18 protein-coding genes and 1 tRNA gene are annotated in these 20,743 nt (G+C 62.9%); 5 read left to right on the top strand and 14 right to left on the bottom strand.

What is annotated here, in order from left to right:
- Window positions 1-23 precede the first annotated feature (23 nt).
- Complete coding sequence (locus ACSQ84_RS17775) at window positions 24-1,304, bottom strand: MFS transporter (RefSeq protein WP_436212967.1); 1,281 nt, start codon at window positions 1,302-1,304, stop codon at window positions 24-26.
- Window positions 1,305-1,460: 156 nt separating this feature from the next.
- On the opposite strand from ACSQ84_RS17775, the gene ACSQ84_RS17770 reads away from it, so the two are divergent.
- Both ACSQ84_RS17770 and ACSQ84_RS17765 read left to right on the top strand, forming a co-directional pair.
- Window positions 1,461-2,468: a Bug family tripartite tricarboxylate transporter substrate binding protein gene (locus ACSQ84_RS17770; RefSeq protein WP_436212966.1), complete on the top strand. Its 1,008-nt coding sequence runs from the start codon at window positions 1,461-1,463 to the stop codon at window positions 2,466-2,468.
- Window positions 2,469-2,794: 326 nt separating this feature from the next.
- Complete coding sequence (locus ACSQ84_RS17765; RefSeq protein ID WP_436212965.1) at window positions 2,795-2,965, top strand: hypothetical protein; 171 nt, start codon at window positions 2,795-2,797, stop codon at window positions 2,963-2,965.
- Between the two features lie 84 nt (window positions 2,966-3,049).
- Here the strand turns inward: ACSQ84_RS17765 and ACSQ84_RS17760 are convergent, their stop codons facing one another.
- Together ACSQ84_RS17760 and ACSQ84_RS17755 are read right to left on the bottom strand one after the other, a co-directional pair.
- Window positions 3,050-4,126: a tartrate dehydrogenase gene (locus ACSQ84_RS17760; protein WP_436212964.1), complete on the bottom strand. Its 1,077-nt coding sequence runs from the start codon at window positions 4,124-4,126 to the stop codon at window positions 3,050-3,052.
- 90 nt (window positions 4,127-4,216) lie between these two features.
- Window positions 4,217-5,206 (bottom strand): tripartite tricarboxylate transporter substrate-binding protein, encoded by a 990-nt coding sequence (locus ACSQ84_RS17755; protein WP_436212963.1) that lies wholly within the window; start codon window positions 5,204-5,206, stop codon window positions 4,217-4,219.
- Window positions 5,207-5,354: 148 nt separating this feature from the next.
- Here ACSQ84_RS17755 and ACSQ84_RS17750 point away from each other — a divergent pair, with 148 nt between their 5' ends.
- Entirely contained in the window at window positions 5,355-6,260 is a 906-nt protein-coding gene (locus tag ACSQ84_RS17750) for a LysR family transcriptional regulator (protein ID WP_436212962.1), read from the top strand.
- Window positions 6,261-6,391: 131 nt separating this feature from the next.
- On the top strand, window positions 6,392-6,568 hold the full coding sequence (locus ACSQ84_RS17745) for a hypothetical protein (protein WP_436212961.1): 177 nt from the start codon (window positions 6,392-6,394) through the stop codon (window positions 6,566-6,568).
- Window positions 6,569-6,648: 80 nt separating this feature from the next.
- On the opposite strand, the gene ACSQ84_RS17740 is transcribed toward ACSQ84_RS17745, so the two are convergent.
- The 9 genes from ACSQ84_RS17740 to ACSQ84_RS17700 form a co-directional block, all read right to left on the bottom strand.
- Window positions 6,649-7,068 carry an META domain-containing protein gene (locus tag ACSQ84_RS17740; protein WP_436212960.1) on the bottom strand — a complete coding sequence of 140 codons (420 nt, stop codon included), beginning with the start codon at window positions 7,066-7,068 and terminating at the stop codon, window positions 6,649-6,651.
- 288 nt (window positions 7,069-7,356) lie between these two features.
- A complete protein-coding gene (locus tag ACSQ84_RS17735; RefSeq protein ID WP_436213112.1) occupies window positions 7,357-7,716 on the bottom strand; it encodes a hypothetical protein in 360 nt (119 codons plus the stop codon).
- Window positions 7,717-7,744: 28 nt separating this feature from the next.
- Window positions 7,745-10,879, bottom strand: a complete 3,135-nt coding sequence (locus ACSQ84_RS17730) for an efflux RND transporter permease subunit (protein ID WP_436212959.1) — start codon at window positions 10,877-10,879, stop codon at window positions 7,745-7,747.
- 12 nt (window positions 10,880-10,891) lie between these two features.
- Window positions 10,892-12,571, bottom strand: a complete 1,680-nt coding sequence (locus ACSQ84_RS17725) for an efflux RND transporter periplasmic adaptor subunit (RefSeq protein ID WP_436212958.1) — start codon at window positions 12,569-12,571, stop codon at window positions 10,892-10,894.
- A 72-nt stretch (window positions 12,572-12,643) separates the two neighbouring features.
- Complete coding sequence (locus ACSQ84_RS17720; protein WP_436212957.1) at window positions 12,644-13,171, bottom strand: hypothetical protein; 528 nt, start codon at window positions 13,169-13,171, stop codon at window positions 12,644-12,646.
- Window positions 13,172-13,371: 200 nt separating this feature from the next.
- Window positions 13,372-13,734, bottom strand: a complete 363-nt coding sequence (locus tag ACSQ84_RS17715; protein ID WP_436212956.1) for a hypothetical protein — start codon at window positions 13,732-13,734, stop codon at window positions 13,372-13,374.
- A gap of 64 nt (window positions 13,735-13,798) precedes the next feature.
- On the bottom strand, window positions 13,799-13,984 hold the full coding sequence (locus ACSQ84_RS17710; protein WP_436212955.1) for a hypothetical protein: 186 nt from the start codon (window positions 13,982-13,984) through the stop codon (window positions 13,799-13,801).
- Between the two features lie 671 nt (window positions 13,985-14,655).
- A tRNA-His gene (locus ACSQ84_RS17705) sits at window positions 14,656-14,732 on the bottom strand.
- A 182-nt stretch (window positions 14,733-14,914) separates the two neighbouring features.
- Window positions 14,915-16,579: an L-lactate permease gene (locus ACSQ84_RS17700; RefSeq protein WP_436212954.1), complete on the bottom strand. Its 1,665-nt coding sequence runs from the start codon at window positions 16,577-16,579 to the stop codon at window positions 14,915-14,917.
- A 302-nt stretch (window positions 16,580-16,881) separates the two neighbouring features.
- Between ACSQ84_RS17700 and ACSQ84_RS17695 the strand changes: the two genes are divergently transcribed.
- Window positions 16,882-18,633 (top strand): ABC transporter ATP-binding protein/permease, encoded by a 1,752-nt coding sequence (locus tag ACSQ84_RS17695; protein WP_436212953.1) that lies wholly within the window; start codon window positions 16,882-16,884, stop codon window positions 18,631-18,633.
- Window positions 18,634-18,841: 208 nt separating this feature from the next.
- On the opposite strand, the gene ACSQ84_RS17690 is transcribed toward ACSQ84_RS17695, so the two are convergent.
- Both ACSQ84_RS17690 and ACSQ84_RS17685 read right to left on the bottom strand, forming a co-directional pair.
- Window positions 18,842-19,891 carry a TorF family putative porin gene (locus tag ACSQ84_RS17690; RefSeq protein WP_436212952.1) on the bottom strand — a complete coding sequence of 350 codons (1,050 nt, stop codon included), beginning with the start codon at window positions 19,889-19,891 and terminating at the stop codon, window positions 18,842-18,844.
- 407 nt (window positions 19,892-20,298) lie between these two features.
- The gene (locus ACSQ84_RS17685; protein WP_436212951.1) at window positions 20,299-20,688 is read right to left on the bottom strand and encodes a hypothetical protein; all 390 of its coding nucleotides are present in this window, start codon (window positions 20,686-20,688) and stop codon (window positions 20,299-20,301) included.
- Between the last annotated feature and the right edge of the window lie 55 nt (window positions 20,689-20,743).

Genomic DNA, 20,743 nt, shown 5'->3' with positions numbered 1-20,743 from the left:
GCGCAGGAAGCAAGGCGATTGGTTCACGCCGCCGCCCGGGCGCGCATCTCGTCGCTGGGCCTGACATCCTGCGAGCGGCTGTAGATCGCAACCGCAGATATCAACACCACGGTGAGCACGCCGAACAGCGCGCGGTAGGCGGTCTCGGAGCGGGCGCCGTCGGCGAGCGGCTCGAACCCGCCAACGATGATGCCCGACAAGGTCTGCATGCAGGCGACGCCAAGCATCACGGCGGTGTTGATGGTCGCAATGCCGCGCCCGATCAGCCGGTCCGGAAAGATGCCGCGGCCATGCGTCATCACCATGGTGCTGGAGGCGCTGAAGAAGCCGATGGCGACAATGGCGCCGATGGGCACCCAGACCGGCGGTCGCGACGCGAGCGCCAGCGTGGCGAGCATGGAGATGGTCCCCAATGTGCCGCCGATCGCGATCCATTTGCGCGTGTCGAGCACGCGGTCCAGCGGGCCGAAGACGACGATGCCGAGCTGGTAGGTGATCACGGCTGCCAGCAGCACATTGCCAGCCTCGATCGCGCTCATGCCATGGACCTCGCGCAGGAACGAACCGCCCCACAGGCCCTGCACGGTGAAGGTGCAGGCATAATTGCAAAAGTTCATCGCCAGGATCGGCCGCAGGCGGGGGTTACCCAGCACCTCGATCAGGCCCTGCAGCATCTGGCGTGGCGCCTCCGGGGTACGGTCGAGAAACGGATGGCCGGGCGGCGCATCGCGTACCACGATCCACACCGCGATGGTGGCGAGCGCGATGAAGACGCCGACGGCGCCGAACACGGCGCGCCAGCCGACGGCCTCCGAGGCCCATGCCAGCGGCGTGGTGGCGAAGAGATTGCCGAGCAGCCCGATCGACAGCACCATGGCGGTGAGTGTCGAAAAACGATCCGGCGGAAACCAGCGCGAGATCACCACCATGCTGCCGATCAGCATGACCCCGAAGCCAGCGCCCATCAGCACGCGGCCGGTGAGCAGGATCGGCCAGGTCGGCGCCAGCGTGAAGATCGCAGCGCCGATCGTGGCGAGGATCAGCATGCAAGCCACGGTACGCCGCGGGCCGAAATGGTCGAACAGGAGACCGCAGGGGATCTGCATCGCGGAGAAGCCGAAGAAGAAAGCGCCCGTCAGCGCCCCCAACGCTTCCGGTCCGATGGCGAGGTCGCGCATCAGGTCGAGGCCAATGGTGACGTTGGCGGCGCGGAAAAAATGGCTGGCGACATAGGCCGTGGCCAAGGTCGCGACGATGATCAGGCCCCGGCGGTGGGCAAAAGGGCGCCGCAACGCGGAGCTCATCGACTGGGGGGTATCCCTCTTGTTGTTAATTGCCCGGCAGGCGTTTCCAGTCACCGAGCCTATGCGGCCTTGACGGGCAGTTCAAGGTTGGCCTTGAAGTGAAATGTGGCCGCCCATAAGAACGTAGATCGACGTCGCCTGGAGGGAGGCAATCTGGTGATTAAGCTCTCGCGTCGCCGCGGCGTCATGAACGCCGCCATCGCTGTTGCATCGGCAGCCGCTTTCTTCGGTCCGCTCGTGGCAGGTACGGTCGCAGGCGCCGCTGATTTTCCGGCGCGCGGTATCACGCTCGTCGTCCCCTACCCGGCCGGCGGCGGCGTCGACGCCATGGCCCGCGTGGTGGCGCAAAAACTGTCCGACGCATTCCGCCAGACCGTGACCGTCGACAACCGCGGCGGCGGCGGAGGCACGATCGGCACCCGCGCGGTCGCGCGCGCCGCGCCTGACGGCTACACGCTGTTGCTCGGCCACACCGGGACGCTGTCGATCAATCCCAGTCTCTACACCAAGCTCGGCATGGACCCGCGCAAGGATTTTGCGCCGATCGGTCTTGTCGCGTCGATGCCGGTGGCGCTGCTCGCCCATCCGTCGTTTGCCGCCAAAACGATCGCTGATGTGATCGCGTTCGCCAAGAAGGAGCCGGGCAAACTCAATATCGGCACCTCGCCGGTCGGCACCGGCAGCTACATGTGCGCGGAGCTGTTCAAGGCCGAAGCCGGTATCGATGCCGCCATCATTCCCTACAAGGGCACGGCGCCCGTGATGAACGACCTGCTCGGCGGCCATGTGCCGATGGCCTTCGGCGTGCTGCCGCCGGCGCTCGGCAATATCGCGGCCGGCCAGTTGCGCGCCATCGCCGTCACCAGCAAGCAGCGCTTCTCGCAATTGCCCGACGTGCCGACCTTCGACGAGTCAGGGATGCCCGGCTTCGAAGCCGTGCTGCATTACGGGCTGCTGGCGCCGGCAGGCACGCCGCCGGAAATCGTCGAAATCCTCAGCGCCGAGCTGCGCAAATTGGTTAGCGATCCGGAGGTGCAAAAACGCATCCGTCTCGAAGGCGGCGATCCCCTGGCCTCGACTCCGGCCGAATACGCCGACGACATCGACCGGGAAGAAAAGAAGTGGAGCAAGCTCGTGCACCAGCTCGGGCTGAAGGTGGAATAGCGTTGGCTTCTCGCTAGCTAGAGCATGATGATTTTGAACTGAGTCAGCACACGTCATCCTGAGGTGCGAGCGGAGCGAGCCTCGAAGGATGGGGCCACGGGCGCTTCTCATCCTTCGAGGCGCGCAAGAGCGCGCACCTCAGGATGACGCGATAGGGCCCCCGATGTTTGGATTCCACGTAGCCGGAATCTCCCGGCAGCGCCTCGCTCCATATCTCCCCAGCCTGTCACCTGGGGAACAGCGCGCCGGCGCGGCAGCAGGCATTGTCTCCTCACCGGACAGCGACGCGATGGTCGCGCCGCCCGGAGCAAAAGGGAGACACAGTCATGAACACCGAGATCCAGAATGCCGATACCCTCGACACGCGCGCACTTGCCGACCACGAACTCGAAGCCGTCACCGGTGGCAAGGCTACGTACTACCAAATGGGAGGCCACTGGTACATTGTCGGCCACAACAAGTACGGACAATCGACCGGTGCGGTTCGTATTACCTGATGAACTCTGCGGACCTGAAATGCAAAGGGCGGCCGCAAGGTCGCCCTTTCTTCATTCAGTACCGCTTTGACGGATTGCGCGATCTCAGTCGTTGGCCCCGTGGATGGAGGCGACGACCGCGGCCGTGACCTCGTCTGTCCGGGCCTTGCCACCGAGGTCCGGCGTGTGAAAGCGGGGGTCGGCGGTGACACGCTCGACCGCCTGCATCAACCGCGTCGCGGCCGCCGGCTCGCCGAGATGTTCCAGCATCATCACGGATGACCAGAACGTACCGACGGGGTTGGCGATGCCTTTGCCGATGATGTCGAAGGCCGAGCCGTGGATCGGCTCGAACATCGATGGATAGGTCCGCTCCGGATTGAGGTTGGCGGTCGGCGCGATGCCGAGCGAGCCGGCGAGCGCGGCCGCGAGATCCGACAGCACGTCGGCATGCAGATTGGTCGCCACCACGGTATCGATGGTTTCCGGTTTCATGACCATGCGCATGGTCATCGCGTCGACCAGCATCTTGTCCCAGGTGACGTCCTTGAACTCGGCCGCGATCTCGACTGCGATCTCGTCCCACATCACCATGGCATGGCGCTGGGCGTTGGATTTGGTCACCACGGTGAGCAGCTTGCGCGGCCGCGATTGCGCGAGCTTGAACGCGAACCGCATGATGCGCTCGACGCCGGCACGGGTCAGGATCGATACGTCGGTTGCGACTTCGAGCGGCAGGCCCCTGTGGACGCGCCCGCCGACCCCGGCATATTCGCCTTCCGAGTTTTCGCGAACGATAACCCAGTCGAGTTCCTTGCCGTGCACGTTGCGCAGCGGGCTGGTGATGCCGGGCAGGATCCGCGTCGGACGAACATTGGCGTATTGATCGAACGGCTGGCAGATGGCCAGCCGCAGGCCCCACAGCGTGATATGGTCAGGCACGTCGGGCGCGCCGGCCGAGCCGAACAGAATCGCGTCGTGATTCCTGATCTGGTCGCGGCCATCCTGCGGCATCATGATGCCGTGCTTCTTGTAGTATTCAGACCCCCATTCAAAATGATCGACCTTGAATCTGAAATTGCCGTCGCGCTGCGCCAGCGCGTGCAGCACCTCGACGCCCGCGGCAACGACTTCGGTGCCGATCCCGTCGCCCGGGATCGCTGCTATGGCGTACGTCTTCATCGATTGGTCTCCGGATTGCGAGTAGTTGCCTGCCACCGCTGGGAAAGCGGCCGGCGGTGACGGGAGTTCAGTTGCGTGTCAATTTCGATCTTAGTTTCCTTTGGCCCCTGCAGCCTTGATGACGGCGCCCCAGCGCGGCACCTCGGCTGTCAGATGCGCCTTGAGCGCCGCCGGTGTCGCCAGATCGGCCTGCACCGGCTCGGTGCCGAGATTGGCAAACCGCTCGATCACCTTGGGGTCCTTCAGGGCCGCCTGAAGCGCGGCGACCAGCTTGTCGGTGGCCTCTTTCGGCAGTCCCTTCGGGGCCCACAAAGCGTGCCAGGCCGAGACCTCAAACCCCTTGACGGCGCCGCTATCCAGCGTCGGCAGGTCAGGCAAGGATGAGACCTTGGCTTTGGTCGTGACGGCAAAGCCCTTGATCTTGCCTTCCTTGATCTGGTTGGTGGTATTGGTGGTCTGGTCGCACATCACGTCGAACTGGCCGCTGAGCAGGTCGTTCATGGCCGGCCCGGTGCCGCGATAGGGAATCCCGTTCATCTGCACGCCAAGCTCCTTCATCAGCATCAGCATGCACAGATGCGAGGCCGAGCCGATGCCGGCATGTCCGTAGACCGCCTTGTCGCCATTGGCGCGAATCCACGCCACGTACTCGGTTACATTGTTGGCAGCCAGTGTAGGCTTCGACACCAGGGTCATCGGCACATCGGTGATGCGGCCGAGGTGGTCGAAATCGTTGACGACATCATATTTGAGGGAGTCATAAAGCGCGGGCGCGGTCGCGTGCGCGATGTGCCAGATCGCGAGCGTATAGCCGTCAGCGGCCGACTTCGACACGCGCGCCATGCCGAGCGTTCCACCGGCGCCGCCGACATTCTCGACCAGGATGGTCTGACCAAGGGACCGGCCCATCGATTCCGCAATGAGGCGGGCGACCGTGTCGGTCGGCCCTCCCGCCGCGGCCGGAACGATGATGGTGATCGGTTTGGCCGGAAAGGCGGTCTGCGCCATCGCGGTGTGGGACGCCCATAGCGAAGCGGCCGCGATGGCGCCGGAAAGGATCGTGCGACGATTGAACGGCATTGGGTCGCTCCCTCTGGAATTCGTTGGTTGGCTGATCTCAGCGCTTCCGGCCAAGCTGAGGCCAAGGTACGGCCAAGTGCCAGGCCGCTTCAATCGGCATATGATTATACAAATATTTGATATAATCAGCGCTGAGGAGGACGAGGGTATGGAATTGCACCAGCTTCGCTGTTTCGTCGCAGCGGCCGAGGAACTGCATTTTGGGCGCGCCGCCCAACGCCTGGAAATGCTGCCCTCCGCGCTCGGGCGCTACATCCGGCTGCTCGAAGACGATCTCGGCACAAGGCTGATGACGCGAACGACGCGCAGCGTCACGCTGACCGATGATGGCGTCGTCCTGCTCAAGGAGGCCCGCACGTTGCTGGCGCAGGCAGACAATCTGGCCGTCAAATTCCAGGCGCGCGGCCGCAAGCAGGGCACGACGATTCGCGTCGGCGCGATCGATAGCGCGGCGGCAGGACTGCTGCCGATGCTGCTTTCCGATTTTCGCGAACAGCGGCCGGATGTCACGGTGAAATTGACGGAAGACAAAACGATCCGGCTGCTGCCGGCGCTGATCTCCGGCCGGCTCGACCTTGCCCTGGTGCGGCCTCCGGAAAAGCCCGACAGGCGGCTTGAATTTCTGTTTCTGCTGCATGAGACGGCCGTCGTCGCCGTGTCAGATCATCATCCCCTCGCGTCGAGAAAACGGGTAACCGTGGCCGATCTTGCCGAACAGCCGCTGATCGTGCCGGAGCGGCGTTCGCGCCCGCACAGCCACGATCTGACCATGAAACTGTTTGCCGAGGCCGGACTGCCGGCGCGCGTGGTCCAGATTGCCAATGAAAAGCAGACCATCGTGAATCTCGTCGCCGCCGAACTTGGCGTTGCCATCGTGCCGCGATGGACCTCGCGCATGGCGGCGCGTGGCGTTCGATATGTTCCGCTCGCGGGGTCAGATATGAACCGGTTGCCGCTCGCCGCCGCCTGGACCCGTGGCACCCGCGATCCCATCCGGGACGAAATGCTTGGCATCCTCAAGGCGTCGCTTAAACGCTATGGAAAGGAGGCCTGAAGCCGGGACGAAGGTGTGGACGAGGCCACCGCCTCGGCCTGCGTGACCTAGATCACAAACAAAGTCGGGTCGGAGAAGGCAATGTCCCGTTCGTCGCAGCGCAGTGCTGCAACTAACCAGGGAAGACAGCCATGACCAATTCAGCTCCCGTCAAAGCCGAAGCCTTGACTTCTGATGAACTCGACCGCGTTGCCGGCGGCATCATCATCGTGAGCGGACTTCAGCGCCAGTTCACCTCCAGGCTCGACTGGGTCGCTCTCAATCCGCAGCCGCTGCCGCCGAAGGTTTTCTCCTTCTTCGGCCGCTGATAGCGGCGTTCGCGAAAAGGCAGGCGGCCTCATTCTGAAGCCGCCTGTGCATCTCACCGATGGACGCCCGGGCTCACAGCCTAGTTCGTGTTCAGCCTGAAGCGAAGCGTCTTGCTGCCGATGAACGAGATCGCATCGCCCTGCCGCTTCCATGTCGCGGCATCGGTCAGAGCAGCAATCAGATCGTCATCGGCCTGGGCGCGATTGGCTGGACAATTGCGGTTCTCCATCGCGCCAGGAACAAAGATCACGGTGTTGCCTGCCACCGAGAACTGACCCTTGCCGCCCTTGCACCAGAGTTCGAGCACCACTTCGCCGCGGTCACCGATTTCCAGATTGGGTATCCGCTTGGAGCCGGGCTGCGGCGGCACATCCATGGTCATTTCCATGCCGAACGGAAAGCCGTTGTCGGCCTGTGCCTGAGCAGCATTGGGAGCGGCGGAAACCAGCAGGAACGAAGCCAGACCTGTGAGCTTCACCATGCGCGCGAATGAAATCATTCAACCTCTCAAAATACTCTGACGCCCGATATCGCGCGTTCTATTCAACAAGTATGTCATTGGCTAGAGCGTTTTCCAGCGAAGTGGATACCGGTTCGCGTTAAGAAAACGCGTCAAATCAAGAATCTGGAGCCGCGTTCCGATTCAATCGGAACGCGGCTCCAGGCCCGTCCGGTTCGGACCGGTTTGCTATCCCCGATCGGTCGATGCGCAAAATGCCGCACCGACGAAAAATCCCCGTGCCGTGGGAATCTGGTCGGTCGATTCGGGCCCTGCTTCGCAACCCGCTCAGTCGAATTTTACCTGCGCTGTCTTTCCATCCGGCCAGGTCAGTTGGACGACACCCTTTGGCTTGGCCGGCAATGCGACGCTCGCGGTGCCGGAAAGCAGCCCGCTCCCGGCAGGCTCCAGCAGGATTCGCTGGGATTTGCCGTCGACAACGAGGATTGCGATCGCCTTGAATCCTGTCGCCGGGATCGATTTCCGGTTCTCGTCGCTGACGAACAGTTCGAGCTTGCCGGATTTCGATACCAGTTCGACATGGTACGAGCCGGTATGCTCGATCCACCCGCCATGCGTTCCCTTCTGGTCGTGCGCCGACGCGCCAGCGGACCAGCACAACAGGACAATAACAAGCAGAAATTTCATCTTCACGGTCGTTCTCCGGATGTCGGTATCAATAAGCTTCGGCGGCTGATTTTGCCGCGGCGGTCTCCGTACGCCCGTCGGCACCTCGTCGCAGCCGCTCCAGCGGAGCCTTGCCATAACGAAGGAACAGTACCGGCGTCAGCAGCGTGTCGAGCAGCGTCGCGCTGAGCAGGCCACCGAAAATCGTCACCGCCACCGGATGCAGAATTTCCTTGCCGGGCGTTGCCGCGTCGATCAGCAGCGGCACCAGGGCTACGCCGGCCGACATCGCCGTCATCAAGACCGGCGTCAGCCGCTCGACGCTGCCGCGAACCACGAGATCGTGCCCGAACGGCATTCCTTCCTTCAGCGCCAGATTGATGTAATGGCTGATTTTCAAAATACCGTTGCGAACCGCGATGCCGGTCAGCGTGACAAATCCGACCATCGACGCTACCGAGAGCGGTTGTCCTGCCAGCCAAAGGGCGGCGACCGAGCCGATCAGCGCCAGCGGAACGTTGCCCATGATGATGAAGGCAAGCACGGTGGAGCGGTAGCGGCTGTAGAGAATGGCGAACACCAGCAACAGCGACAGCAGCGACAGGACGGCGATGGTTCGGCTCGCTTCTTCCTGGGCCTGGAACGTACCCTCCAGGCGAACGTAAAAGCCCTCGGGGAGCCGCGTCGAAGCGGTCACCTTTCGGATCGCTGCGACGATGTCGGTCATGTCGGCCTTCCCGTTGGCGTTCGCCAGCACCACCACGCGGCGGCGGCCGTTCTCGCGGAGGATCTGGTTGGGGCCTTCGGTCTCCTTGACGTCGGCGATCTGCCGCGCGGGAATCCATCCGGCCGGCGTTTCGATCAAGAGGTCGCCCAGGGTTTGCGTGGTGCGGAGCCGGTCCGGTAGCCGCATCGTGACGTCGAACCGCCGATAGCCGTCCACCACCCGCGAGATGACGCGGCCATTGGAGAGCCGGCTGAGCTGCTCGATCACGGCGGCCGGCTGCACGCCATAGAGTGCGGCGCGGCCGTAATCGACACGGATTTCCAGCTGCGGAATCAGCACCTGCTTTTCAACCTGCAGGTCGGTGAGACCTGGAATCTCCGCAAGCTTGCCGCGGAGCATTTCAGCGGTCGCACGCAAGCTATTCAGATCGTCGCCGAAGATCTTCAGTGCAATCTCGGCCCGAACGCCCGACAGCAGATGGTCGAGCCGGTGCGAAATCGGCTGGCCGACATTGATCGAAGCCGGAAGCACGGCGAGCCGGGCCCGGATATCCGCGACGATTTCGGTCTTCGGCCGTTTCGATGGCTTGAGATTGACCTCGAGGTCCGACGAATGGACGCCTTCGGCATGTTCATCGAGCTCCGCCCGCCCGGTTCGCCGGCCGACCGTCTTGACCTCGGGCACTTCAAGGATGAGACGTTCCGCAATCAATCCGACGCGATGGGACTCGGCGAGCGAAATTCCCGGATTGAAGAGCATGTTGATGGTGAAGGTGCCTTCGTTGAACGGCGGCAGGAATGCGCGGGGAAGATAGAATGCGGAAGCGGCCGCCATCACCACCGCCGCGAGTGCGGCAGCCATCAGGGCGCGCTGATGGTGGAACACCCGTTCCAGCAGTGCGGCGTTGGCGCGCTTGAGCATCGCTACCAGCGCGCTGTCGCCATGGTCGAGCCGCTTGAGGTGCGGCAGCATGTGGTACGCCATCACCGGGGTCAGGGTGATGGAGACCGCAAGGCTGGCGAGAATGGAGATGATGTAGGCCTGACCCAGCGGCGCAAACAGCCGGCCTTCGATTCCCGACAGCGCGAACAGCGGCACGAACACCAGAACGATGATCGCGGTCGCGTAGACAATGCCGGAGCGGACTTCCTGGGATGCCGATACGACGACGTCGAAGGCCGGGCGGGGATGCTCCAATGCCCGATTTTCGCGCAAGCGCCGAAAAATGTTCTCGACGTCGACGACGGCGTCATCGACCAGCTCGCCAATGGCGATGGCGATGCCGCCAAGGGTCATCGTGTTGATGGACAGACCGGCAAAATAGAACACGACCGCGGTGGTCAGGATCGATACCGGGATCGCGGCCAGCGAGATCGCCGTGGTCCGCCAGTTCATCAGGAACAGAAACAGCACAATGGCGACGACCGCGCCGGCCTCAAGCAGGACACGCTCGACATTGCCGATCGAGGTTTCGATGAAATTGGCCTGACGGAAGATGATCTGGTCGGCCTTCATGCCCGGCGGCAGCGAGGCCGTGATCTCCTTGAGGGCCTGTTCGATCTCGCGCGTCAGCCGGATCGTATCGACGTTGGGCTGCTTCTCGACCGAGACGACGACGGCGGGCTTGCCCATATAACCGGCGTCGCCACGCTTGACCTTGGGCGCGAACTCGACGGTAGCAACCTGCTTCAGATAGACCGGCCCGCCATTGACCTGCGCCACCACCACGCTGCGAAGGTCGTCCAGATTGGTGGTCCGCCCGATATTGCGGATCAGATATTCGCGGGCATGCTGATCGGTGAATCCGCCGCCGGTATTGACGCCGAACTGATTCAAGGCCAGTTCGACCTGCTCGTAGGTGACGCCGAGGCTGCGCAGCGCCGGCGGATTGGGCGAGATGCGGTATTGCCGGACCTCGCCCCCCATCGGAATCACCTGCGCGACACCAGGGATCGACAACAACCGCGGCCGCACCACGAAGTCCGCGGTCTCGCGGACTTCCATCGCCGAAGCCCGCTCGCTGGTCACCGCGACCAGCAGCACCTGGCCCATGATCGAGTTGATCGGCCCCAATTGCGGAAAGGTGTTGGGCGGCAACTGGGTTCGGATCAGGTTGAGGCGCTCGGCGATCTGCTGCCGGTTACGATAGATATCGGTACCCCAGTCGAATTCGACGTAGACGATCGAAAGACCGATTCCGGAAACCGAGCGGACCCGCGTCACGCCGGGAACACCGTTCATCTGGGTTTCGATCGGGAAACTGACGAGCTGTTCGACTTCGGGAGGCGCGAGCCCCTCCGACTCGGTCATGATCGTGACCGTCGGCTTGTTCAGGTCGGGGAACACGTCCACCGGCAGCCGGCTGGCGCTGAAGATGCCGAGCAGCACCAGGACCAGCGCAGCCGCGATGACCAGCAGGCTGTTGCGCAGCGACTGTGTGACGAGGAAGCGAAACATCTGTCCGGCTCCTCAGCGCACTTGGTCGAGCAGTTCGGCGCCCTGCACGACCAGGCGCTTGCCTCCGGCGAGGCCGGTGGCGATGAACACGCGGTCGCCGTCGAGCGACTCCACCCGTACCGGACGCTGTTCAAAACGTTCGGCCGTGACGTGTTCGTAGACGACTTCCTGGCCGTTGGCGTTGCGTACCAGGCTGGCCCGCGGCACCGCAAGGCCGACCTTTTCCTCGTTGGTGGTAGCAAGGACAGTGACAAACTGCCCGGCGCGAAGCCCGGAATGGTCGCCCTGAATGGCGAACTGAACCGGAATGGATTGATTGCGGTCCGCAAAGCCGGAGCCCTTGTAGGTGAGCGTAACGATGCGATCGGTCCCGAAACTGGCGGTCGCGCTGCGGACGCCCGCCAGCGCATCGAAGCTGCGGGCTTCGACCCACAGACGGGTCGGATCGATGATATGGAAAATCACCGCGTTGGACTGGGCGATCTGTCCGGCCACCGGCGTGCCTTCGGCGATGACCCCGTCGACCGGAGCCATCAGCGCTTCGGGCTCGCGGCGCGACCGGTCGAGCGATCCGCGGCGGTCTTTCAACCCTTGCAGCTCCGACCTCGTGTCTTCGAGCTGGGAGCGGGCAATGGCGCCGCTCGGCACCAGCGTTTCATAGCGGGCGAGCCGGCGTTCCACGATGGAGATTTGCTGGTCGAGTTCGCCCTGGCGCTGGCGCATGTCCGAGACGTCGATGGCCTGCATCGGCGGCTCGACATAAGCAAGGATGTCGCCCTTCTTGACCGGCGTCCCCAGCCTCGGAAATCCGCCCGACGGCGCCGACAGGCGGCCGCCCACCGAAGCCTGCACGAATCCGCTGGCGTTCGGGTCGGGAATAATCCGGCCCGGCAGCTCGATGGCACGCGGGTGCGCGCCAGATTCGGTCATCACGGTGCGGAGCGCGAGAATGCGTTGCGTGCTCTTTGGCACGAACACGCCACCGTCAGGCAGACGCTGCGCCTGGTCGCGAACCGATTGCATCGGCGCGGCCGGCGCACCGTGATCGTGGCCGTCGTGGGAGCGGGATGGGTTGTTGAACAGCACAACCGCGCCGGCGACGACAACCAATGCCGCCCTGCGCCGCAGCCGTACCAGCGCCATGGCGCCAATCCCGGCCGCAAGCCCTGTCAGGATAGCGAAAAACAGCGCCGGGCCGTCGTGATTGAAGTGATAACCAACCTCCCCCGCGATGGCGGAAGTCGAGAACCACGATGTCGGTCCGGCCTTAGCCCCTGGAACATCCGGAATCACAAGCCGGGCGGGCAACACATCGACATCGCCGCCCCTTGCGACCGTGAAGATCAGGTCGTAAGCGCCCGGCTTGCTGGACCAGGGCGCCTCGAGGCGATAGGGCTCGCCCGGCTTGGCTTCGGCCTTCTGCGGGCCGGCGGGCGTTTCGACTTGGATTTCCGCGCCATCCACCGGCTCGTTGGTGGCGAACCGGTCGAGATAGATGGCGAGTACGCCGTCACGTGCAATCGCAACCAGTTCGTGCGCTTCCGAGGCGGCCTCGGCACGCGGCGCAAAACTGCCGGTCGGCGCCGGCGCGGGCGCGCCGTGATCGTGACCATCGTGCGCCAGCACCGGTGCTGCCGTGAGCAGGAATGACATAGCCGCCACGCAGCGCGCGGCACGGAATAAAAAGGACATCTGAATGACTCACCTGAGAAGAAGCGTGTTCGCTCACGCGGCCGGCACATTGCGCCGCCGCGATATCGTTGCTCAGGCGAGCGATCGAGGGGGTTTTCGGAGGCTTGCGGGTTCTATGCCCGCAGCAAGTACCGCACCGCTGAAATCAAGGCGGTGCGAATGGATCTCGGGATGCACACATTGCGAGGTTGCGGCCAAAGCGGCGCCGCCGCAGCATCCCAAGCCGGCCCCGCAACAACCGTCCACGCATCCGTCCAAATCGATCGGTGCGGAGCCAGACGATTGATCTGCGGTCAGGAAAAGCTCGTACAGGACCGAACCGTTAGGCTTGACGAAGGCAGCCTTGGCGAAGGCTGCCTCGGTGAAGGCAGCTTTGGTGAAGGCAGCTTTGGTGAAGGCAGCTTTGGTGAAGTGATGCGCCACCGGCGCATCAACCGCAATCATGCCATGAGGCACCGCATGATGATGAACGTGAAGATGTGGCCGGTGCCCCTGGTCGGTATGGGTGCGGGCCAATGCAGGCGCAAATTGCACGGCGATCAAGGCGATCACCGCACAAATAAACTGCCATATTTTTCGGCTCGCGTTCATCAAGCTCACGATATCACAGGGCTCTCGGCGCTGCCTAGCTTCGGTTAAAGATGGCTAACGCGTACTGCCGAGCCATTCCATCTTTCAGTCACTTTCAGGCCAGCAATGGTTCACGAGGCTTCGATGAACCGGGCGCTGGTCCGACCCAGCGTATATTCGATCCCGAAGCTGAACACTATTACGGTCGGCATCCGTTCAGGGACGCCCCCTCAGTTGAATTTGGCCTGGACGGTTTTTCCATCGGGCGAGGTCAGTTGCACCACCCCCTTTGGCTGTGCGGACAGCGCATCGCTGGCGGTTCCGGAAAGCCGCGCGCTCCCGGCCGGTTCCAGCGCAATGCGCTGGGCTTTGCCATTCACGACAAAGACGCCGATGGCCTTGAACCCGGTTGCCGCGATCGGCTTTTGGTTCGCATCGCTGATGTAGAGATCGACCTTTTCGGATTTCGAAACCAGCTCGACATGATACGCGCCCGCATCCTGGACCCTGCCGCCATTTGCGCCATGGTGATCGTGCGCCCAAGCGCTGGCGGACGAAGACAGCAGCGCAGTAACCAGTAGAAATTTCTTCATTGTGATTTCTCCAGAGGTTCGATTGCCGAAAGGTGTCGGAAGGTGCGTGAGCAGGGTGGATCGATTACGATCCAGCCGAGGTGGTAAGCCGGCCGACACCGTCGGCCGGCTTTTCGTCGTTAGTGGTGATGGTGACCGTGGTGGTGGTGGTGACCGTGATGATGGCCGTGATGATGATGGTGATGGCCATGATGATGATGGCCGTGGTGCCAACCCCAATGCCAGTGATGGCGGTGATGGTGATGACCATGATGGTGATGGCCGTGGTGATGATGGCCGTGACGCCACCCTACCTGAATCACTTCGCTCTCCTGGGAGATCGAGGTGGGCGCCAGCGGCGCAGCGCTGCTTGCGGAGAGGCTCGCAGCCAACACGACGGTTGCGGCGACCGCGGAGAGGATTGCTTTACGAAACGACATGGTAGCTCCTTGGGTTCTGGTAGCAGGGGATCTGCTCCGATAGCGCGAACCCTATGATCGTCGTCGTCGGCTGAACGTGAGCTGAAACACGGAGAAGAGGTCACGTCATATTGAACGCGCGGTCCTGCAAGCGAATCCGCAATGAAATGCGATAAAGACAGCGCATGCAGATCGAGTGCGCCACAATGACGCGCGTCAAACTCGTTCCGTCGTCGATCGTGTCAGCGTGTCGCATCGTTTGCATGACTGTCTGACGCGCGCTTCATCCACATAGTTCATGGAAAATTTCTGAACGGATGTTCAGGTGTCCGCGCGTTCATGAAGGGAGTGAGGGTCGCCCAAATTCTTCGCAAGTGAAGCTCACGATGGTGAGGCGTTTCACTATTCACTCGCGCCGTTGGTTGCGTTGAAAATTCCGGTCTTCGAAACAGCTTGGTTCGGCCCGATGGAGGACCGAGCACAAGCACGTCGCGATGAAGCTGATTTGACCGGCTTGAACGGTTGGTACAGTTGGGTGGGTTCGAACCACCGACCTCCTGTTCCACAGACAGGCGCTCTAACCAACTGAGCTACAACTGCATCCTGCGAAGCCCCATGGTAGCAGGGGATCTGCTTCGGCTATCCCGTAACTACCGCAGGCCGCATCGGCCGAATGTGAGCTGGCGCACACAGTTGATCGACCGACGCACAAGCCGCCGCGCCGACGAGAAGATCCCGCGGGCCGCGCCGCTGATATCATTGGCCGGGCCTTCGGTTGCGCCTTACTGCAGGACCATCAACGTGAACGGGTAGACGTAAGCCTGCAGCGTCACCAGCACGCCGACCAGACACGCCAGCACGATCGAATGCAGGAACACGTAGCGAAGGATCGAGCCTTCGTGGCCGTACCAGTTGGTCGCCGTCGAGGCGACGACGATCGATTGCGCGTCGATCATCTTGCCCATCACGCCGCCGGAAGAATTGGCGGCCGCCATCAGGATCGGCGACAGGCCGAGCTGCTCGGACGTGATCTTCTGCAGATTGCCGAACAGCACGTTGGAGGCGGTATCCGACCCCGTCAGCGCCACGCCCAGCCAGCCGAGCAAGGTGCCGAAGAAGGGATAGAGCACGCCGGTCGCGGCAAACGCCAGACCGAGCGTGGCGTCGACGCCGGACAGCCGCGTCAGCGTGCCGATCGCCAGCATCGCCGAGATCGTGATCAGCGAGATCGCGCACAGCTTGATGGTGCGGCCGTACTCCGCAAGCATCCTCGCGGGCGAAAAGCTCATCAGGAATCCGGAGATGATCGCCGCGATCAGCATGCCGGTGCCGGTGAACGACAGATAGGTGAAGTCGAACACCGCGGCTTCGGGTGTCGGCCTGGCGGCGACCGGGGGCACCTTGTTGATCAGATTGTGCAGTTCGGGGACCTGATATTTCCAGACGAAGTTGGCGTTCGCCCAGTTCTTGAATCCGCCACTGCCCCAGATCAGCATCACCACACAGACGATGATCCACGGCAGCAGCGCGCTCCACAATTCGCTTGGCGTGAGCGGCGTCTTGTCCATCGGCCTCGGCGTCGTCATGGTCGCCGCCGACTCATCGTTGCCGCGCAGCGCAGGCGACAGCCAAAGCTCCCTCGGCTGCCACACTTTCAGGAACAGGATCAAACATCCCATCGAGATCAGCGAAGCGCCGATGTCGACGATCCAGGGGTTGATAAAGTTCGAGATCACGAATTGCGGGACCGCGAACGAGACGCCGGTGACCAGAATGGCCGGCCATACCTCCTTCATGCCCTTCCAGCCGGCAAAGGCCCACACCACCCAGAACGGCACGATCAGCGAGAACAGCGGCAATTGGCGGCCGACCATCGCGCCGAGGATGTAGGGATCGAGCCCGGTGACCGAGGCCAGCCCCTGGATCGGCGTGCCCAGCGCGCCATAGGCGACAGGCGCGGTGTTGGCAATCAGCGACAGGCCGGAGGCTGCCAACGGCGAAAAGCCGAGCCCGATCAGGACCGCGCCGGTGATCGCGACCGGCGTGCCGAAGCCGGATGCGCCCTCGAAAAATGCGCCGAAGGCGAACGCGATCAGCAGCAATTGCAGGCGACGGTCGTTGGTGACCCCGCCGATGGCGCGCTTCAACAATTCGAAGCGGCCGGTCTCGACCGTAATGCGGTAAAGGAAAATGACGTTGAGGACGATCCAGCCGATCGGGAAGAAGCCGACCACCACGCCGAGCAGCGATGCCCGAACCGACATGCCGGCGGGCATGTGGTAGATGGCAATGGTGACGATGTTGGCGACGATCAACGCAATAATGGCCGCGATGTGCGCCTTGACCCTGCCGCTGGCGATCAACAGCAGCAGCGTGACCACCGGCACGGCGGCGGCAAGCGTCGACAATGTCGCGTTGTTCAGCGGATTATAGATCTGATCCCACATGTTCGGATTCTCCGGGATTATTATTGAGCACCCGGCCGTGTGGACGGTCCGGCGTGCCTGACAAATGCGGGAAACGATCTTGGGATTGCGCGAAATCGGTTCCGGATCGGCCCCTCAACGGGAAGCCGCTCACAACCTCGCGAAGTCCAGAGGTCACCCGCCCCGCGCCCTGACCGCCATGCTAGGGTCGGCGCGAAGGCCGCGACAAGCCGCCGCAGGCCGCGAAACTAACTACTTTCGTCTAAGTCCTCATTCCTGCTTTTCTTTCAGGCCTTTAAGGCCACTCCCGGAGACCACCATCTGTGAAGAACATCCGCGCGACGCTCGCGACCGTATGGCGAATCGCCGCTCCCTATTTCCGTTCCGAGGACAAATGGGCCGGCCGCGCGCTGCTGGCTGCTGTCATCACGATCCAGCTGGCGCTGGTCGCGATCGACGTTCTGGTGAACCAGTGGCAGAATCGCTTCTTCAACGCGCTGCAGGATTACAATTGGGAGGTCTTCGTCCGGGAGATCGGCGTCTTTTGTGTGCTGGCGAGTTGCGCCGTCGTGCTCGCCGTCTACCAGCTCTACCTCAATCAATGGCTGCAGATTCGCTGGCGGCGCTGGCTGACCCGGCACTATCTCGGCGAATGGATGCACGGTGCAAATCACTACCGCATGCAGTTGCAGGGCGATGCGGCCGACAATCCGGACCAGCGGCTCGCCGACGACGTCAGACTGTTCGTCGAGCGGACGCTGGATATCGGGCTCAGTCTTTTGAATTCGGTGGTGACGCTGTTTTCCTTTGTCATCATCCTGTGGGGGCTGTCGGCAGTGGCACCCCTGCACCTGTTCGGCCAGGAGTACGCCATCCCGGGCTACCTGGTCTGGGCCGCGCTGATCTATGCCGTCCTTGGCACGGCGCTGACGCAATGGATCGGCTCGCCATTGGTGCGGCTTGATTTCAAGCAGCAGCAATTCGAGGCCGACTTCCGCTTCAACCTGGTTCGGGCACGGGAGAACTCCGAACAGATCGCGCTGCTGCAGGGCGAGCACGCAGAGCGCCTGGGGCTGTGGGCGCGTTTCCACCATGTCATCGAGAACTGGTACGGCATCATGAGCCGGACCAAGCGGCTGACCGCGTTCACCGCGAGCTATTCGCAGGCCGCGGTGATCTTTCCATACATCCTGGTGGCACCGGCCTTCTTCGAAAAAAAGGTCCAGCTTGGCGGCCTGACCCAGACAGCGTCCGCCTTCGGCAGCGTGCAGTCGGCGTTGTCGATCTTCGTGACGATCTACCGCACGCTCGCCGACTGGCGCGCCATCGTCGCCCGTCTCGACGGGTTTGAAGCGGCGATCGCGAGTGCCGCGGCGCTGGAGAAATCGAGCGAATCGATCGGCGTCGTTGCATCCCAGGGCGGCACGGCGATCGACCTGCGCCAGCTCACGTTGCGCCTGCCCAACGGCACGCCACTGGTCTCGGCCGATGGCTTAAGCCTGCGCAGCGGCGAGCGTACGCTGCTCACCGGCCCGTCGGGCTCCGGCAAGTCGACTTTGTTTCGTGCCATCGCCGGCATCTGGCCGTTCGGCAGCGGCTCGATCGCCATTCCGGCCGGCGCGTCTGTCATGATGTTGCCGCAGCGGCCCTACTTCCCGATCGGATCGCTGCATGAGGTGATCGCCTATCCAGGCGAAGCCAAATCCTTCAGCGCCGATCGGGTCAGGGAAGCGCTCACCCTGGTCGGCCTGCCCAAGCTGGCAGAGCGGCTACCGGAGCAAGCGCACTGGAACCGGATGCTCTCGCTTGGCGAGCAGCAGCGCCTCGGGGTGGCGCGCGCGCTGTTGCACGCGCCGCAATACCTGTTCCTCGACGAGGCGACCGCCTCGCTCGACGAACCCTCGGAAGCCGCGCTGTACGATCTGCTCGGCGCGAAACTGCCGCAAACCACCATCGTCTCGATCGGCCACCGCTCGACGCTCGACGCCTTCCATCAACGCCATGTCGCGATGGTCCGCGACGGCGACCGGTTCACGTTGCGCGAAGCGGTCGGCGTAAAACCCGCACCGGTCTGATCACAGGCGGCGTTGCCGACGGACCCTGCGGGGCCAAGTATAGGCGAGCGCGGTCAGCAGCGCGGCAACGGCCGGATGAGATCGGATCGCTCCCCGGCTCGCTCGAAACGCGACAGGTGCCGCACAAAGCAAAGGGGCGGCAGATTGCTCTGCCGCCCCCAAGGACTTGGAAGAATGGACCTTGGAAAGCAAGGTCTTCGAGAAGACCCTACTTGAGATTGGTCATCGCAGTCAGGTCAGCCGAGAGCTTGGCGATACCGGTCGCACCGCACCAGCCGGAGCCGAAGCCACCCGGGTTGATGGGCGTGAAGCTGCCGTCGAAGCGGGCGGTGTGATCGCTGGTGAACGCGTTGCAATCGCCCTTGGAAAGATTGGTGTCGGAGTAGCGCAGATCCAGCGTGAAGACCTTGTAGGTGAAGCCGATGCCGATGTTCCAGGTGTTGTAGCTTGGCTCCGGAATACCTGCCGGGAACGGTCCGCCGCCGAGCGGGCTCGCGATGGCCGTGCCGTAGAAGGAATCCGAAGTTCCGAGCCACTGGCGGCCGAATTCGCCGGAGATATACATGCCGACGCCGCTGGCGCCGAAGGTGGTGGCGGGCGCGGTCCACTTGCCGGTGATCGACGCGTAGTTGCCCCAGGCACCGAGGTTCAGGAAGTTCGGCGAGTAGTATTCGTTCAGGCCAACCGAGAACTGGTCGTTGAGGGTGATGTTGACCTTGGCAAAGCCTTCATAAAAGCTGGCGTTCTTCTTGGCGAAGTTGCCGTTGATCGGAAGGCCGCCGGTGACGGGATCGGAATTGCCGAACGGGCTGGCGGCGCAGCTCGCGTCCGATCCAGGAATGCCCGAACCGGGAATCGCGGCGGAGTTAAAGCACTGCCCGCCCGGATAGAGATAACCCCACACACCGAAGTCGAAGGCGAACATGCCGAAGGTCGGGCGGATACCGCCGTAGATGTCGATTTCAGCAGCCGCGCGGTTGGGGAACGAAATGCTCGCACCGGCCGCGCCGACATAGAGCTGCAGGTCCTTGGTGACGTTGTAACGCGGCTCGAAGTAGGCCGAGACCGAGGGCTTGTGGTTGGACTGGGTGATACCGCGGAAGACGTAGTTGCTGGCGAGCGAGGCGCCGAAGGCGATATCCCAGGGATCGAACGCGACCGGCGGCGGGGCCTTGACGGCCTTGACACGCAAGTCTGCCGCGAGAGCCGAACCCGATACCATTGCCAGCGTCGTTGCTAACAAAGCCAGTTTCTTCATGACGATCCCCAATCACCGTTCTAGAACAGTCCCGTTCCGGTGGCCCCCCAGGGCGAGCGATAACCGACTGCAGCCAAATTCTCTAACCGATGCAATCTGGTCCGCGCCGTCATGGGCGTGAAGCAAAAAAGACAATCATCTGCCGCCTTTTTAGGCGTTCTGACTGTTTCGAAAAATGTTGTCGGCGGGTGTTGCATTCCAACAACAATTTTGGCGGCTTTCGTGTCCGGCAGGAGACATCCGAGACCGGCAAGCAGCGGGTCAGTTGCAAGTTTGCCGAATGGCGGCCGAATCAACTGCCTCCGTAAAAATCCGTGGTCCAGCCGGTCCGATGGACCTCACGAAAAAGCCGCAGCGGTGGACGCTGCGGCTTTCCGATAGACCGTCTTCGATGCGCCGGGGGCGACCTAGCGCTGATCGCCGCCGTCGGATCCCCAGGACGGGGTGGACGACTCCGAACTCGGAGTTGCCCAGCTCGGCGCGGGCGCCGGTTCGGGCTCTGGCGCCGGAGCCGCCACCGGGGCTGCCGGCTTGGTAGCGGCAGGCTTGGCAGCGGCTTTCTTTTTCTTCGCCGGGCTCTTCTTGGCGGCAGCCTTGGCAGCTTTCTTGGCAGCCTTCTTGGGCGCCGCCTTCTTGGCGGATTTCTTTGCAGCCTTCGAAGACTTCTTGGCAGATTTCTTTGCCGACTTCTTGGCGGCTTTCTTCGACGACTTCTTCGCGGTTTTCTTCTTTGCCGCTACTGCCTTCTTGGCCCTTTTGGCCTTCTTGCTTTTCTTGCTCTTCTTCGCTTTAGCCATCGTGATCCTCCTGTTGCCGCTGCTACGTATCAGGTCGAGCGCTTCGAATAGTCGG

This window comes from Bradyrhizobium sp. LjRoot220, assembly GCF_964252915.1.
Taxonomy (GTDB): Bacteria; Pseudomonadota; Alphaproteobacteria; order Rhizobiales; family Xanthobacteraceae; genus Bradyrhizobium.
Note: the sequence above shows the minus strand (reverse complement) of the source record. Positions and strands in the feature narration are given on the sequence as shown.

What these genes read in the sequence shown, in the direction of transcription:
- ACSQ84_RS17775 (WP_436212967.1), bottom strand. Translation starts at nt 1,304, where the DNA reads ATGAGCTCCGCGTTGCGGCGCCCTTTTGCCCACCGCCGGGGCCTGATC.
- ACSQ84_RS17765 (WP_436212965.1), top strand. Translation starts at nt 2,795, where the DNA reads ATGAACACCGAGATCCAGAATGCCGATACCCTCGACACGCGCGCACTT.
- ACSQ84_RS17760 (WP_436212964.1), bottom strand. Translation starts at nt 4,126, where the DNA reads ATGAAGACGTACGCCATAGCAGCGATCCCGGGCGACGGGATCGGCACC.
- ACSQ84_RS17755 (WP_436212963.1), bottom strand. Translation starts at nt 5,206, where the DNA reads ATGCCGTTCAATCGTCGCACGATCCTTTCCGGCGCCATCGCGGCCGCT.
- ACSQ84_RS17750 (WP_436212962.1), top strand. Translation starts at nt 5,355, where the DNA reads ATGGAATTGCACCAGCTTCGCTGTTTCGTCGCAGCGGCCGAGGAACTG.
- ACSQ84_RS17745 (WP_436212961.1), top strand. Translation starts at nt 6,392, where the DNA reads ATGACCAATTCAGCTCCCGTCAAAGCCGAAGCCTTGACTTCTGATGAA.
- ACSQ84_RS17740 (WP_436212960.1), bottom strand. Translation starts at nt 7,068, where the DNA reads ATGATTTCATTCGCGCGCATGGTGAAGCTCACAGGTCTGGCTTCGTTC.
- ACSQ84_RS17735 (WP_436213112.1), bottom strand. Translation starts at nt 7,716, where the DNA reads ATGAAATTTCTGCTTGTTATTGTCCTGTTGTGCTGGTCCGCTGGCGCG.
- ACSQ84_RS17730 (WP_436212959.1), bottom strand. Translation starts at nt 10,879, where the DNA reads ATGTTTCGCTTCCTCGTCACACAGTCGCTGCGCAACAGCCTGCTGGTC.
- ACSQ84_RS17725 (WP_436212958.1), bottom strand. Translation starts at nt 12,571, where the DNA reads ATGTCCTTTTTATTCCGTGCCGCGCGCTGCGTGGCGGCTATGTCATTC.
- ACSQ84_RS17715 (WP_436212956.1), bottom strand. Translation starts at nt 13,734, where the DNA reads ATGAAGAAATTTCTACTGGTTACTGCGCTGCTGTCTTCGTCCGCCAGC.
- ACSQ84_RS17710 (WP_436212955.1), bottom strand. Translation starts at nt 13,984, where the DNA reads ATGGTCATCACCATCACCGCCATCACTGGCATTGGGGTTGGCACCACG.
- ACSQ84_RS17700 (WP_436212954.1), bottom strand. Translation starts at nt 16,579, where the DNA reads ATGTGGGATCAGATCTATAATCCGCTGAACAACGCGACATTGTCGACG.
- ACSQ84_RS17690 (WP_436212952.1), bottom strand. Translation starts at nt 19,891, where the DNA reads ATGAAGAAACTGGCTTTGTTAGCAACGACGCTGGCAATGGTATCGGGT.
- ACSQ84_RS17685 (WP_436212951.1), bottom strand. Translation starts at nt 20,688, where the DNA reads ATGGCTAAAGCGAAGAAGAGCAAGAAAAGCAAGAAGGCCAAAAGGGCC.